Source organism: Pseudomonas sp. TNT2022 ID642, assembly GCF_028656995.1.
Taxonomy (GTDB): Bacteria; Pseudomonadota; Gammaproteobacteria; order Pseudomonadales; family Pseudomonadaceae; genus Aquipseudomonas.
In genome coordinates this window covers 16,224-30,657 of record NZ_JAMDGW010000013.1, presented here as the reverse complement: position 1 = coordinate 30,657, position 14,434 = coordinate 16,224, and the positions used below count along the sequence as shown (strand labels likewise).

Sequence of the window (14,434 nt, the reverse complement as noted above, 5' to 3'; positions counted from 1 at the left end):
GCATTGTAGAGCCACGGCAAGCCGCGCATCTTCAGGGTTCGCTAACCCTGAAGGACGAATCTCATGCTTGTACTCAGCCGTGTCGTTGGTGAGTTGATTTCAATCGGTGACGACATTTCTCTGCGCGTGTTGTCGGTAAACGGCTCCAGCGTGCGTTTTGGCGTCGAGGCCCCGCAAAAGGTCAATGTGCACCGCTCGGAGGTCTATGACCGGATCAAGCGCAAGCAGGCCACCGAAAAGCTGCGCTGAAGCATTCAATCGAACAGATGCTTGGGCACGTCGTGCTTGAGCATCAACTGGCACTGCTCGCTTTCCGGGTCGAAGACGATCAGCGCCTGGCCTTTGGTCAGGGCCTGTCGCACGCGCAGCACGCGGGTTTCCAGCGGCGTGTCATCGCCATTGTCGGTGCCGTCGCGGGTGACGAAATCTTCGATGAGGCGGGTGAGGGTGTCGACTTCAAGTTGATCGTGGGGAATGAGCATGGGCACCTCGGCTAAATCAATGGCGGGATGCTACGGCGATTGCGGTTTGCCTGCCAGTTTTGTGTTGCCTGTGCCGACCTCATCGCTGGCAAGCCAGCTCCCACAGTAGTTGGGGCAACACAAATTTGTGTACACCTCCGATACCTGTGGGAGCTGGCTCGCCAGCGATGGGGCCAGTCCTGTCATCACAAAGCCGGATCAACTATCGGAACGCTGCCCCACCAGACTGTCCACCGACGGCACCCGCGTATCGCTCTCCATTTGCGTGTCATGTTCAATCTGATGACTGAAGCGATCCAGCGAAGCATTCGCCGGCGCTGCATCACTGGCAAACACCGGCGGACTCAAGATGTAAGCCCCCAGCAAGCGACTGAGTGCCGCCAGACTGTCGATGTGCGTGCGCTCATAACCATGGGTCGCATCACAACCAAACGCGAGCAGGGCAGTGCGGATATCGTGGCCCGCCGTCACTGCCGAGTGCGCATCGCTGAAGTAATAGCGGAACAGGTCGCGGCGCACCGGCAACTCGTTCTCGCTGGCCAATTTCAGCAAATGCCGCGACAGATGATAGTCATACGGCCCGCCGGAATCCTGCATCGCCACACTCACCGCGTGTTCGCTGGAGTGCTGGCCCGGCGCGACGGGTGCGATGTCGATACCGACGAATTCGCTGACGTCCCACGGCAATGCTGCCGCCGCGCCACTGCCGGTTTCTTCGGTGATGGTGAACAGCGGATGGCAGTCGATCATCAGTTCCTGACCGCTGTCGACGATGGCTTTGAGTGACGCCAGCAGCGCCGCAACCCCGGCCTTGTCATCCAGATGACGGGCGCTGATGTGGCCGCTTTCGGTGAATTCCGGCAGCGGATCGAACGCCACCACGTCACCGACGCTGATGCCCAGTGAGTCGCAGTCAGCCTTGGTCGCGCAGTAAGCGTCGAGGCGCAGTTCAACGTGATCCCAACTGATCGGCATCTCATCCACAGCAGTATTGAAGGCATGCCCGGACGCCATCAACGGCAACACGCTGCCGCGAATCACGCCGTTGTCGGTGAACAGGCTGACACGGCTGCCCTCGGCAAAACGGCTCGACCAGCAGCCGACCGGGGCGAGGGTCAGGCGACCGTTGTCTTTGATCGCACGAACGGCGGCGCCGATGGTGTCCAGGTGCGCGGAAACGGCGCGGTCGGGGCTGTTCTTCTTGCCTTTGAGCGTGGCCCGGATGGTGCCGCGCCGGGTCATTTCGAAGGGGATGCCGAGTTCTTCCAGACGCTCGGCGACGTAACGCACGATGGTGTCGGTAAACCCGGTAGGGCTGGGAATGGCGAGCATTTCCAGCAGTACTTTTTGCAGGTAGTTGAGATCCGGTTCGGGGATTTGCGTGGTCATGGAAACTCCTGATGGGTTGAGCACACCGATGGTTTCGATGAGGAAAGTTTTGTGTTGCTTGATCGGGCCTCATCGCTGGCAAGCCAGCTCCCACAGTTTTTGTGTGTACCGCAAAACTTGTGGGAGCTGGCTTGCCAGCGATGGCGTCGGTTCAGTCACTAAAGAATCAAGAGACAACCGGCTGACTATGCGGAAACAACAAATCGACAAACCGCTCCGCCGTCGGTTGCGGCTCGTGGTTGGCCAGCCCGGCGCGTTCATTGGCCTCGATAAACACGTACTCCGGTTGATCCGCCGCTGGCACCATCATGTCGAGGCCGACCATCGGAATATCCAGCGCCCGCGCCGCCCGCACCGCGGCATCGACCAGGGTCGGGTGCAGAATCGCCGTGACATCTTCCAGCGTGCCGCCGGTGTGCAGATTCGCTGTGCGCCGTACAAAGAGATGCTCGCCGGCCGGCAGAATGCTGCTGTAGTCATAACCCGCCGCATGTAAGGTGCGCTGGGTCTCGTGGTCCAGCGGGATCTTGCTCTCACCGCTGGTGGCCGCTTGCCGACGCCGACTCTGCGCCTCGATCAACGCGCCCACCGAATGCTGACCATCGCCTACCACTTCGGCAGGCTTGCGAATCGCCGCGGCCACCACTTCAAAGCCAATCACCAGAATCCGCAGATCAAGGCCTTCGTGGAAACTTTCCAGCAGCACACGGCTGTCAAATTGCTTCGCCGTTTCGATGGCTTGCTGCACCTCTTCGATGCTCTGCAAGTCCACCGCCACGCCTTGGCCCTGTTCACCGTCGAGCGGTTTGACCACCACCCGTTGGTGCTCATCGAGAAAGGCCAGGTTGTCGTCGGCATTGCCGGCCAGTTGCTGCGACGGCAGGTTCAGCCCGGCGCCTTTGAGCACTTTGTGCGTGAGGCTTTTGTCCTGACACAAACTCATGCTGATCGCGCTGGTCAGGTCGCTCAACGATTCGCGGCAACGCACGCGGCGCCCGCCATGGCTGAGGGTGAACAGCCCGGCATCGGCGTCATCCACTTGCACATCGATGCCGCGTCGATGGGCTTCTTCAACGATGATCCGCGCATACGGATTGAACTGCGCCTCCGGGCCGGGGCCGAGAAACAGCGGCTGATTGATGCCGTTCTTGCGTTTGATGGCGAAGGTCGACAGATTGCGAAAACCGAGCTTGGCGTAGAGGTTTTTCGCCTGACGGTTGTCGTGCAACACCGACAGGTCGAGATAGCTCAGACCGCGACTCATGAAATGCTCGATCAGGTGCCGCACCAGCACTTCACCGACACCCGGGCGCGAGCATTGCGGATCAACCGCCAGGCACCACAGGCTGCTGCCGTTTTCCGGATCGTTGAAGGCTTTTTGATGATTCAGGCCCATGACGCTGCCGATCACCGCGCCGCTGTCTTCATCCTCGGCCAGCCAGTACACCGGGCCGCCCTGATGATGCGGTGTCAGCCGCGTGGCATCGATCGGCAACATGCCGCGCGCCTGGTACAACTGATTGATCGCCTGCCAGTCCGCTTCACTTTGCGCGCGGCGAATACGAAAGCCGCGAAACACTCGAGTCGCTTGCCGGTAATCGCTGAACCACAGGCGCAAGGTGTCGGACGGGTCGAGGAACAATTGCGTCGGCTCCAGGCCGAGAATCTGCTGCGGCGCGGCGACGTATAGCGCGATGTCGCGCTCGCCGGGCTGCTCTTTAAGCAGCTCCTGCGCCAGCGATGCCGGATCGGGAAACGTGTGGCCGATCAGCAACCGGCCCCAGCCGCAATGCAGCGCAATCGGGTCGGCGGCCAGCGTGCTGCCGTCTTCGGCCAGACGTGCCTGCAAGCGTTCATAGGACGGCGTCTGACCGCGTAGCAGCCGTTGGTTGATGGCCGTGGCGTGGGGTTTCATTAATCAGATTCCTTGTTCACTGAGCCACAGGTTCAGAGCTGCCAGTTGCCACAGCTTCGAGCCGCGCAACGGCGTCAGTTGGCCCTGCGGGTCGGTCAGCAATTTGTCGAGCATGGCCGGGTTGAACAGGCCGCGATCCTGACTCGGATCAAGCAGCAGTTCGCGCACCCAGTTCAGCGTATCGCCCTGCAAATGCTTGAGACCGGGCACCGGGAAATAGCCTTTTTTACGGTCGATCACTTCACTTGGGATGACTCGGCGTGCAGCTTCTTTGAGCACTTGTTTACCGCCATCCGGCAGCTTGAACTGGCCCGGCACACGCGCCGAGAGTTCAACCAGTCGATAGTCGAGAAACGGCGTGCGCGCCTCCAGGCCCCAAGCCATGGTCATGTTGTCGACACGTTTGACCGGGTCATCGACCAGCATCACCGTGCTGTCCAGACGCAGGGCTTTGTCCACTGCGGCCTCGGCGCCGGGCTGGGCGAAATGTTCCTTGACGAAGTCGCCTGCGGCATCGTTCGCAGTCAGCCATTTCGGTTGCACGGTGGCGCCGTAGTCGTCGTAGCTGCGGTCGAAAAACGCGTTGCGATAGGCCGCATAAGGATCGGCCGCGCCATCGACTTGCGGGTACCAGTGATAACCAGCGAACAATTCGTCAGCACCCTGACCGCTTTGTACTACCTTGCAATGCTTGGCCACTTCGCGCGACAGCAGATAGAAAGCGATGCAGTCATGGCTGACCATCGGCTCGCTCATCGCGCGGAACGCGGCGGGCAGTTGCTCGATGATCTCTTTCTCGTCGATGCGCAGCTGATGATGCTGAGTGCCGTAGTGTTTGGCGATCAGATCAGAGTACTGAAACTCGTCGCCGCGCTCACCGCCGGCATCCTGGAAACCGATGGAAAAGGTCGACAGGTTTTCCACACCGACTTCACGCAACAGGCCGACAAGCATGCTCGAATCGACACCGCCGGACAGCAGCACACCGACATCTACAGCGGCACGTTGACGAATCGCCACCGCCTCGCGGGTGCTGTCGAGGACGCGGTCGACCCAGTCTTCCAAGGTCAGATTTTTTTCGTCATCGTGTGGGCCGTAGGGCAGCGTCCACCAGGTTTTCTGCTCGGTGCTGCCATCGGCTTCAACGCGCATCCAGGTCGCCGGTGGCAGTTTTTCGATGCCGGCCAGCAAAGTGCGTGGCGCAGGGACCACGGCATGGAAATTCAGGTAGTGATTAAGTGCCACCGGATCGAGGATCGGGTTGATGTCGCCACCCTTGAGCAGCGCCGGCAAGGCCGAAGCAAAGCGCAAACGCTGGCCGGTACGTGACAGGTACAACGGCTTCACGCCGAGACGGTCGCGGGCAATAAACAGGCGTTGCGCGTCGCGTTCCCAAATGGCAAAGGCGAACATGCCGTTGAGTTTTGGCAGCAGCGCTTCGCCCCAGGCGTGGTAGCCCTTGAGCAACACTTCGGTGTCGCCACCGGAATAGAAGGCGTAACCCAGCGCTTCGAGTTCGGCGCGCAGTTCCGGGAAGTTGTAGATCGCGCCGTTGAAGGCCAGCGACAGGCCGAGTTGGCTGTCGATCATCGGCTGCGCCGAGCCATCCGACAGGTCCATGATTTTCAGGCGACGATGACCCAGGGCAATCGGCCCTTGGGCATGGAAGCCCCACGCGTCGGGGCCGCGAGGGGCCAGGTGATGGGTGATTCTCTCGATCGCTGCAAGGTCTGCAGGTTGTTGATCAAAACGTAACTCGCCAGCTAATCCGCACATAAAGTCCTTACCGGTTTTTCCGTTGGGGAGGGGTCAAGCCATACCTCGCCAGAAGGGCGGGTACTCAGAAACTGACCCGCCTCGGTAAATGGAGTTTTAGAACGATAAGTTATAAGTCCGGATTTGGATCAGTTTCTGACCCTCAGTCCTTAAGTGCTTTGGGATGAATATCCTCTTGAGCATGTGAACGTTGCTTGACCGTCATGTCGCGTTGCACGCTCTCAGGCACCGTAGATTTTTTCTGTAGATAGACCCGTTGCCCGGTTGATTCTCCGGTTAACTCGAATTGGTCGAAATAATCAGTTGCCGTGCCTTCGTCCGCCTGTGGTCTGTCGCCATTGTCATCCGCGGGAGACGGTGTTTTTTTCAAATCCAGCAACCGAACCAGGGCCTGGTGTTTTTCGGTCACCCGCCAGGTCTTCACGTTATTGAATACGGTGCTCAGCAGTTTATCAGTGGGATGAGTTCGCAAGCGCTTGATGAAATCATCGGTCGGGCTTTTGAGATGCGTCAAATACTTGCCCAAGGCTACATTTTTACGCCGGTTGGCATAGGCCGGTTCATTGATATTGATGACTGGCACCGCAAACGCCCTGGCATCAGCAAAGAACTTGTCGACGTAACGATCAAATAGATGTTGATACAAGCCTTTCTGGAGAGTGATAAATTTTATTTGCGAGCGTATGTTTTCCAACATGTTGAGAGAAAACTCATGCTGCTCGGCGATGGGTAGTTGAGACTTGATTAATTCCCGGAACTGCGCTTTTGGAAGAAACTCGTAAACAAACCGGTCTAGGCATTCGATAGGGGTGTTGGATTTGTAGAAGCCGTCGCCGGAGTCGTTGGGTACATACAGGATAAAGCTGTCTTTTTTTGCCTCTGTAGAATGACGCCATGTGATCAATGTGGCGTCTGTCACATACTTGCCAAACAGCTGTAAAGCGTGCAGCTGGATTTTGCCATTGTAGAATGAGTCGCCAGTACAAATATCCTCTTTTTTGTATATTAACTGCACAAGGGCATGAAGCTGGTGGAGCGGAAATTCTGCACCTAGATAGTCCTTGCCAGTAGGCTTGGTGAAGTACTTTTCATAGGCGAAGAGTTCAAAATTGTGCCTGTGCAGTTGTGCGCCGAGCCGTTTGATTCGCGGATCCTTCAATACGCTGGAAATGTATTTAAGGTAGGCGCCACCCAGATCAAGCTCGCGACTTAACGCTGCAAATTCCTCTGCGGTAATCCTGAGATCCGGTGACCCCCGCTCAGTCGATTTACGCGGTAGGGGCAGTGTCCCGCTGTCACTTGAAAAGTACCCGGCAGCTGCTTCAACGTCGGTGAAGTTCAGCATGGCCGCCTGTAGCAGGGTGAGGGTAAGGGGAGCTGAAGGCTGGTCTTTCGTGTTCGCGGGCGCGAGCCTGATAAGGTCATCGACGCTGAAGCGCATCGCGTATTTTTGTTTAAGTTTGAGCAGGAGTTTGAGTCTGCAGAAGTTTTCCAGATTTACCAGCTTGTTCACCAACGTCTCAAAGTAATGATGAAAGGGGATCGCTTGATCTATTGCACTACAGAAATCAGCAAGTCTTCCGGGGTCCTCTTTCTTGAAGAGCTGGATGAAACGAACGAGGGGGGCTGATGCGCTTGAAACGTTCGGCTGAACAGTTGATACGTCCAGCTGTATTTCGACGGTTGCCGCAATGGTTTGTAGTTCCTGTGGCGTATTCATGGAGAGGTCTCATTTAGAAAAAGAGTCTCTATCCTAGTGTGTTTGAGTTGAGGGGAATAACGCGATTAGTTGATGGTTGAGCGCTTCATAAAAGCAATATTATGATTGAGAACTATATGTCTATACCGCCGTCGCGATTCAAAAGTATGCCTCGGGTTGATCCTCGGGGACTGGATTGCAGATACCGGAAGTTTGCACGGTTCGGGTGCTACAGGAATATTTTAATCAGTGATAAAAGTTGATGGTTTGTTTGAGTTTTCAATAGGTTTTTCAGGTTTTTAATGGGCGCTCGACAGGGATAAAGTCAAAGGCCGATAACCGCAATAAAGGACTATTGCTGATGACAACCCCGGACAACAAAAAAACGCTGACTCAAGGCTCGATCTTGAGCACGTTACTCGAAGCCACAGGCGACCTCGACACCGCCGAAACCCTGGAAAAAACGCTCCCGGCGTATTTGCTCCAGGCGTCGGCCATCAGCCTGACCAGGCTGGATGAAATCAACCGTGAACTACACGCCCGGCAACTCAAGGTCAATAAGGATCTGATCCGGCTAAAGCCGTTGGCCGACTTCTGTATCCGCGAACTGAACGCGGCACTGAACCAAAAATGGCCGGCGCTTTATGACGCAGGTGTGGATGTAGTCAGTCTGCCGGGTGTTGATTGTGGCTGCGCAACGACCGCGACCGATCAGGTCGGGATCGACCTCGTCAAACACGCCTCGCAAACGCTCTTGCAGGCTGCCATGCAAAACTTCACCGAGGACGAGGAGCAGGCTGATGCGTTTCCCGATGGCAGTCAGGTCCGCCTGAAAAGCGCGCCGCAGGGTGTGAGCGGCTTGACCCCGGCGGCGTTTGCCGCGTTTTGCCGCCAACTGGATCTGGGCAAGAAATACCAGGAGCATCTGCAGCAAGTGTTCGGTCTGCATGACGAAAGCGGCAAAGTCGTGGCGACCAGTGCCATGACCCGCGATATCGCCGCATTGAAACAGTCGCTATTGGAACTGGATGCGCACCTGGCCGTGCTCAAGGGCGATATCACAGCGGCAGGCTTGCGCATGTTGCAGGACTTGATGTTGGCCGAGGGCGTGGCGTCGGCGCAAACCCTGCGGTACGGCAAAGATCCGCTGATCATGCAGGGCATCAAGATATTCGACAGCTGCGTGTGGGGCGTCGTCGTTTTTTCCAGACGCTCCGTGGAACAACACCCTGAGGACGGATGCACGGTGTACATGCCCGGCGAGCCTGAGCGGGCCGTGTACGAATACCCGAGTTTCAACGCATTCAAGCGCTACCTGGTGCAACAACTGAAAACCGCGGGTTATCAGGACTACTTTGCCCGCAGCCTCGACGAAGATGACAAGGCGGGCTTCTTCAAGACGTTTGCTGAAAAAGGCGATCTGGGCCTGGTCAAACAATGGCCGATCAGCGTGCCGCTCTTCGATTTCATGGTGCAAAGCCATGTCGGCAAGTTGCAGATCGACGCACGCAAACTGGCAGTGCCAACGGCTGATATCGATGAAGAGACGCGCCGCCAGCGCCTGCTCGATTTCGTTCAGCGCGGGGTGAACATCGCCTCGGTGGCCGGGCTCTTCGTGCCGGTGCTCGGGCAATTGATGATGGGCGTCGCAGTGGGGCAATTGCTTGGCGAAGTGTACGAAGGTGTCGAAGACTGGCAGCGCGGTGATCATCAGCAAGCCCTGTCGCATCTGCTCAGCGTGGTCGAGAACATCGCGTTGATGGGCGTCTTCGCCGGCGGGCAAAAAGTGTTGGGGGCACTGGGTAGCAAACTGCTGCGCACACACCCGCAGTTCTTTGGGCAATTCACTGCCATTCTCAATCACGCCGGTAAAGCGCGCCTGTGGAAGCCCGATTTCGCGCCCTACGAGCATTCGCTCCCGGCAGGGTTCACCATCGATCCTGGCTCCAAGGAGTTTTATCAGATTGGCGCGAAAACCCTTGGCAATGTTGACCATCGCGTGTTCGCCGGCAGCTACGATGTCGACGCCAACCTGTGGCGCCTGGAACACGCCAAACGAGCCCAAGCCTATGCTCCGGAACTGGTCCGGCACGTCGAAGGCGGTTGGCAGCTACCCGCTGAAGAGCCGGAGGAATGGGGCAGTTCCGCGTACGCGCTGAAACGCATCGATCCGCACTTGCGCGAATTCGTCGACAGCGACCTGGACATGATGCGTCGAGTCAGCGACACCTCGCATCAGACCGTGCTCGACACCTTCAACGACAATCTGAGCCTGCCGGTGCGCCTGCGCGATACCGTCGAGCGTGTTCGTATCGGGCGCCAGTTACGGGAACTGACCGTGGAGCTGGAAAACGGCGAGACCCATTCCGGGCAATCTGTCGAGACGCTGATGCATGCCTTGCCGAAACTGCCGGGCTGGCCCACCGACCGCTATATCGAGGTGGTCGGAGAAGAAGGGGCCGTCGAAGCGACCTATCCTGCGAACAGCACGATCGACGAAACGCTGGGTGTGGTTGTTACCGGGGACCAATTGTCCCGGGGCCAATTATTGCAAACGGTTATTGATGGTCTGTACCAAAACGAGGTCGATGCGTTGCTTGGCGGCAACGTCGCAACAAGCACTGAGGAAACCGCACTGGCGAAAAAGCTGGGTGCGGCACTCAGGACCGATTATCGCGCGGTGTTCGAGCGTCTGTATCAACGCTACGACGAGACTCAGGCGGATGAGCTGCTCAATTTGCGCAAGGTTTTCGCCGACATCCCGGCGCGCTATGGACAACGGCTGATCGACCGCGCACCCAGTGTCGAGCGCCAGCACCTGCGCACCACCGCACGGGTGCCATTGCGGCTGGGGCAGCGGACCCGGGCTGCTGCCGCCAAGGTGCGGCTCGACCGTGGGCTGGCGGGATTTCACTGGCCATGGCTGGCGAATGCCGATACCGACAAACTGGCCATACAGCTGCTGCCACGCCTCAGCGGCTGGAATAAAAAACTGCGCCTGGAGGTACGCGACAAGGCCTTGACCGGAGCCGTGCTGGAAGCCATCGGCGATGCGTCCGCGACCGCCGACGATACCTGTTACCTGGTGAAATCCGCTGACGGTTATGAGGCATTTGACGGCGCCAAAAAATCCCTTGGCAAGGTGGCGGTGAGGCCCGACGCCTTGTACACCGCCATCCTGAAGGCGCTCCCGTCACGTCAGCGTGAGGCCAGCGGATTGATCGGTGCTGGGCAGACCAGCAGACAGCGCTTGCGCAGCAGGTTGCTCGACGCGGGGTTCGAAGAGCGCGAAGCCACCGGGCTAACACTGGTCAACGGCAAGTACGAACCGCCGGGCGTCGAGCCGGCCTGCGTGCAAGGCGATCAGGCACCCGCAACGAACCACTCACGCAAGTTGCTGCGCAAAGTGCGCAAACTCTATCCCCGCCTGGATGACGCGCAGGCCAGTCGATTGCTTGATGAACTGGGCGACGATCCGCTGAGTCGGGCGATTCGGGTCAGAGCCTTGCGTCAGGATTTGAAAACCCTGCGTGACGTTCTTTTTATCTGGAGTGAGGATGCCACCGCCCTGAAGGCGATGGGGGGGGTACTGGCCGAATCACGGCACAGCCGCAAGATGGCGGCCGAGCTGATCGAGAAGGCCTTTCGGCGGTTTGACTGGGCCGAGGGGGAACAGGGCAAACCGGTCTGTGCCCTCAATCTCGATCGAATGAGCATCGGCAAGCTGCCGAGCATGCCTGCGGGATTGAGCTTTGACCATATCCAGCGTTTGTCGATGAGAAACATGGCGCAGAATGATGATGTCACCTATTTCCTCAAATCCTTCAAACAGCTTGAGTCGCTGGAACTCGACAACAATAAAATCACCCGGCTCCCCGAAGTGCTTTCGCATATGCCCAACCTCAAGCGATTGAGCCTGGAGCACAATCAGGTAAAGCTGACCGAGCAGACATTGACGAAGCTGAACCGGCTGCGCACGCTGACGTATCTTAATCTGAGCAACAACCCGTTGGGCGCCACCCCGGATGTCAGTCAAATGAGCAACCTGCGTGAGTTGTTGCTGCGCGAGACGGGGATTACCGAACTGCCTCAAGGTCTGCAGAATCGCCCCTATATCGAATGGATGGATCTGAGCAAAAACAAAATTGAGGAGTTGCCCGATTGGCTGTTTCAAAAACCGCGACGATTCACCCAGTCGCTCGACCTGGCGCTCAATCCCTTTACTGAAACCAGCAAAACGTATCTGGAGAACTATCGCAATAATTACGGTGTAGGAATGGGTTACACCGCAGGCGACATTGTCCGACTCAACGAACAAACCGCGCGCTCGTTATGGCTCACCAGGACGACCGGTGAGGAATGGCTGACGCAGGCGCGAATCTGGGAAGCGTTTCGCGACGATACCCGTGCCGAAGGCTTGTTCCAGTTGCTGGCGCGACTGGGCGATACCGCCGACGGGACGAAGGGCAGCGCTGACATGCAGCGCAGGATCTGGGTGGTATTGAAGGCAGCGGAGGCTGATGGCCGTCTCTGCGATGAGTTGCTCGATCTGGCCGCCAACCCGATCAATTGCGATGACACTGCGGCGATCAATTTCAGTCATCTTGAAGTTGCTGTTCACGTCGATCATGTCACCAAGGGAGCCGGCGGCAAGGTCACAGCCAAACCGCTGCTCGAACTCGGCCGCAGTCTGTTCCGGCTGCATCGACTGAACGCGATTGCCCACGAACATGCGGGCAAGGTCGGGAGTCTGGATGAAATCGAGGTGAACCTGGCTTATCGCATCGGGCTGGCGAAGACACTGGGCCTGCCCGGCCAGCCGCAGAGCATGCTGCTCGGACTCAAGAGCGGCGTAACCGCTGCTGATCTGGAAAAGGCGCAACACCGCATCGCTACAGACGAACTCTCCCCCAAATGGCTCGAATTCATGCAGCAGCAGACGTTCTGGCGTGACTACCTGAAACGTACGTTTACGCGCAAGTTCTCGCTGATTGACGCGTCGTTCGCGCCGCGGATGAGTGCCCTGGATGAGCGGGCGGACACACTGCCCAGTGCTGACTATCTGAGGCAGGGGCTTGCCCTCAAACTTCAAAAGGAGCAGGCGCAAGAGGCAGAGTTCAAGCGCCTGACGCAAGAGTCTATCCGCTTGATGGACCTGGGCCTGTGCGTGATGCCAGACATGTGAGATTCACTTGCCGCGAATCAACTGACGCAGGGCGAAGCGGTTGGGGTGACAGGCTTCGGCGACACTGCGTGGCAGCGGTAGCGGTTCGTTATCCAGCCACGCCGCGAGCAGTTCGCCGGACAATGGCGCGGTAATCAGGCCGCGTGAGCCGTGGCCGCTGTTGACGTACAAACCGTCCAGCCAAGGGCAGGCAATGTCCGGAACCTGGCGGGCATCCTTGCTCAGTGCGGCATAGGCGTCGAGGAACGCTTGGCGGTCGGCGAGGGGGCCGACAATCGGCAAATAGTCGGGGCTGGTGCAGCGAAAGGCTGCGCGGCCCTGCAGATCTTCGACCGGCTGTTGGCTGAGGTGCAGGCGCGCGACGAGGTCGGTGGAGATCTCTTCGAGCATTGCCAGATTGCCCACGTGTTCGGCCGTGGTCGTGGTCAGGTCATCGCTGTTGAAATCGAAACTGGCGCCGAGGGTGTGTTCGCCCAAACGCGCCGGGGCAACGTAACCTTCGGCACAGACCACCGTGGCCAGCGCCTGACTTTCTGCGGTTTCGGCCAGGCGAGTGATCTGCCCGCGAATGCGCTTGAGCGGCAGTTCGGCACTTTGCGTAAAACGTTTGATCTCGGCGGCGCCGGCCAGCACCACGATCGGCGCGCTGGCGAGCAAGCGGTCACCGTCGAGGGCTTGCCACTGATCATCGACCTTGCGCAGTTCAAGCACATCGCGATGGCTGAGCAGTTCGATGTTCGCCTGCGCCGCTTGCGCCTGACACAGCGCCGGCGGATGCACCCAACCACCTTCGGGGTAGTACAAACCGCCGTGGGCCACGCTGACCCCGGCGCGGGCCTGCGCCGCGGGCTGCTCAAGCCACTGCAACAGGTCTTCCGGGAAGGTTTGCGCCAATTGCGCGTGGCGCTCGGCCTCCTTGGCATTGAATGCCAGTTGCAGCACGCCGCAGTCGTCCCAATCGGTGCCGCGTTGCAGGGTCTCCAGCAGACGGCGGGTGTAACCGAAACCGCTGACGATCAGTTGCGACAACGCCGTGCCGTGGGCGGATAACTTCAGGTACAACACGCCCTGCGGGTTGCCCGAGGCTTCTTGCGCCACGGCGTCATGGCGCTCCAGCAATGCGACTTGCCAGCCGCGTGCGGCCAGACTGGACGCTGTGGCACATCCGGCCAGACCGGCGCCGATCACCAGCGCACGCCGCTCAGCGACGATCGGCGCAGGACGCGCGAACCACGGCTTGTCCGGCACTGGCGGCGCAACTTCCGCTGGCCATCCGAGAAACTCGCCACGGAGGATTTCCCACTTGTGGCCGATGCCCGGCGTGCGCTTCATTTTGAACCCGGCGGCGTTCAGCAATCGGCGAACCCAACCAGTGCTGGTGAAGGTGCTGATGGTCGAGCCGGGCGCTGCCAGTCGCGCCAGTTCGACAAACAGTTCGGCAGTCCACATGTCGGGGTTTTTCGCCGGGGCGAAACCGTCGAGAAACCACGCGTCGATCTGCGCGTCGAGTTGTGGCAGTTGCTCCAGTGCATCGCCGATCAACAGCGTCAGCGTCACGCGGCCGCTGGCCAGGGTGATGCGCTGAAAGCCTGCGTGGATGGCCACGTAATGCGTCAGCAACTGATCGGCCAGCGGCTTGAGTTCTGGCCAGAGTGCCAAGGCACGCTTCAGATCGGCCGGGCTCAGCGGATATTTTTCAACGCTGACGAAATGCAGCCGCGCACCGGCGACGGCGTGTTGCTCGAACAACTGCCAGGCACAGAGAAAATTCAGCCCGGTGCCGAAGCCGGTTTCACCAATAACCAAACGACCGCTTGCCGACAACGCGGCAAAACGCTCGGCCAGACGGTTTTGTTCGAGGAACACATAACGGGTTTCGTCCAGACCTGATTTGTCGGAAAAATACACGTCATCGAACACCCGCGAACGCGGGCGTCCCTGGTCATCCCAGTCGAGTTGGGCGTGGGGCAATACGGCTTTCATGGCAG

Annotated in this window: 8 protein-coding genes; 2 read left to right on the top strand and 6 right to left on the bottom strand. The window is 58.7% G+C overall.

Annotated elements, in window-relative coordinates:
• Positions 1 to 63 precede the first annotated feature (63 nt).
• Positions 64 to 249: a carbon storage regulator CsrA gene (csrA, locus tag M5G26_RS13725; RefSeq protein WP_134176385.1), complete on the top strand. Its 186-nt coding sequence runs from the start codon at positions 64 to 66 to the stop codon at positions 247 to 249.
• 5 nt (positions 250 to 254) lie between these two features.
• On the opposite strand, the gene M5G26_RS13720 is transcribed toward csrA, so the two are convergent.
• From M5G26_RS13720 to M5G26_RS13700, 5 genes are all read right to left on the bottom strand, one after another.
• Positions 255 to 482, bottom strand: a complete 228-nt coding sequence (locus tag M5G26_RS13720; protein WP_003199186.1) for a YheU family protein — start codon at positions 480 to 482, stop codon at positions 255 to 257.
• Between the two features lie 198 nt (positions 483 to 680).
• Positions 681 to 1,871: an osmoprotectant NAGGN system M42 family peptidase gene (locus M5G26_RS13715; protein ID WP_038364408.1), complete on the bottom strand. Its 1,191-nt coding sequence runs from the start codon at positions 1,869 to 1,871 to the stop codon at positions 681 to 683.
• A 166-nt stretch (positions 1,872 to 2,037) separates the two neighbouring features.
• On the bottom strand, positions 2,038 to 3,786 hold the full coding sequence (ngg, locus tag M5G26_RS13710; protein WP_273915721.1) for an N-acetylglutaminylglutamine synthetase: 1,749 nt from the start codon (positions 3,784 to 3,786) through the stop codon (positions 2,038 to 2,040).
• Between the two features lie 3 nt (positions 3,787 to 3,789).
• A complete protein-coding gene (locus tag M5G26_RS13705) occupies positions 3,790 to 5,562 on the bottom strand; it encodes an N-acetylglutaminylglutamine amidotransferase (protein ID WP_273915720.1) in 1,773 nt (590 codons plus the stop codon).
• Positions 5,563 to 5,704: 142 nt separating this feature from the next.
• Positions 5,705 to 7,282: a dermonecrotic toxin domain-containing protein gene (locus M5G26_RS13700; RefSeq protein WP_273915719.1), complete on the bottom strand. Its 1,578-nt coding sequence runs from the start codon at positions 7,280 to 7,282 to the stop codon at positions 5,705 to 5,707.
• Positions 7,283 to 7,622: 340 nt separating this feature from the next.
• Between M5G26_RS13700 and M5G26_RS13695 the strand changes: the two genes are divergently transcribed.
• Positions 7,623 to 12,446 (top strand): NEL-type E3 ubiquitin ligase domain-containing protein, encoded by a 4,824-nt coding sequence (locus M5G26_RS13695; RefSeq protein ID WP_273915718.1) that lies wholly within the window; start codon positions 7,623 to 7,625, stop codon positions 12,444 to 12,446.
• A gap of 3 nt (positions 12,447 to 12,449) precedes the next feature.
• Here the strand turns inward: M5G26_RS13695 and mnmC are convergent, their stop codons facing one another.
• Positions 12,450 to 14,429 (bottom strand): bifunctional tRNA (5-methylaminomethyl-2-thiouridine)(34)-methyltransferase MnmD/FAD-dependent 5-carboxymethylaminomethyl-2-thiouridine(34) oxidoreductase MnmC, encoded by a 1,980-nt coding sequence (gene mnmC, locus M5G26_RS13690; RefSeq protein WP_273915717.1) that lies wholly within the window; start codon positions 14,427 to 14,429, stop codon positions 12,450 to 12,452.
• Positions 14,430 to 14,434 lie beyond the last annotated feature (5 nt).

What these genes read in the sequence shown, in the direction of transcription:
- M5G26_RS13700 (WP_273915719.1), bottom strand. Translation starts at nt 7,282, where the DNA reads ATGAATACGCCACAGGAACTACAAACCATTGCGGCAACCGTCGAAATA.
- M5G26_RS13705 (WP_273915720.1), bottom strand. Translation starts at nt 5,562, where the DNA reads ATGTGCGGATTAGCTGGCGAGTTACGTTTTGATCAACAACCTGCAGAC.
- csrA (WP_134176385.1), top strand. Translation starts at nt 64, where the DNA reads ATGCTTGTACTCAGCCGTGTCGTTGGTGAGTTGATTTCAATCGGTGAC.
- M5G26_RS13695 (WP_273915718.1), top strand. Translation starts at nt 7,623, where the DNA reads ATGACAACCCCGGACAACAAAAAAACGCTGACTCAAGGCTCGATCTTG.
- M5G26_RS13720 (WP_003199186.1), bottom strand. Translation starts at nt 482, where the DNA reads ATGCTCATTCCCCACGATCAACTTGAAGTCGACACCCTCACCCGCCTC.
- mnmC (WP_273915717.1), bottom strand. Translation starts at nt 14,429, where the DNA reads ATGAAAGCCGTATTGCCCCACGCCCAACTCGACTGGGATGACCAGGGA.
- M5G26_RS13715 (WP_038364408.1), bottom strand. Translation starts at nt 1,871, where the DNA reads ATGACCACGCAAATCCCCGAACCGGATCTCAACTACCTGCAAAAAGTA.
- ngg (WP_273915721.1), bottom strand. Translation starts at nt 3,786, where the DNA reads ATGAAACCCCACGCCACGGCCATCAACCAACGGCTGCTACGCGGTCAG.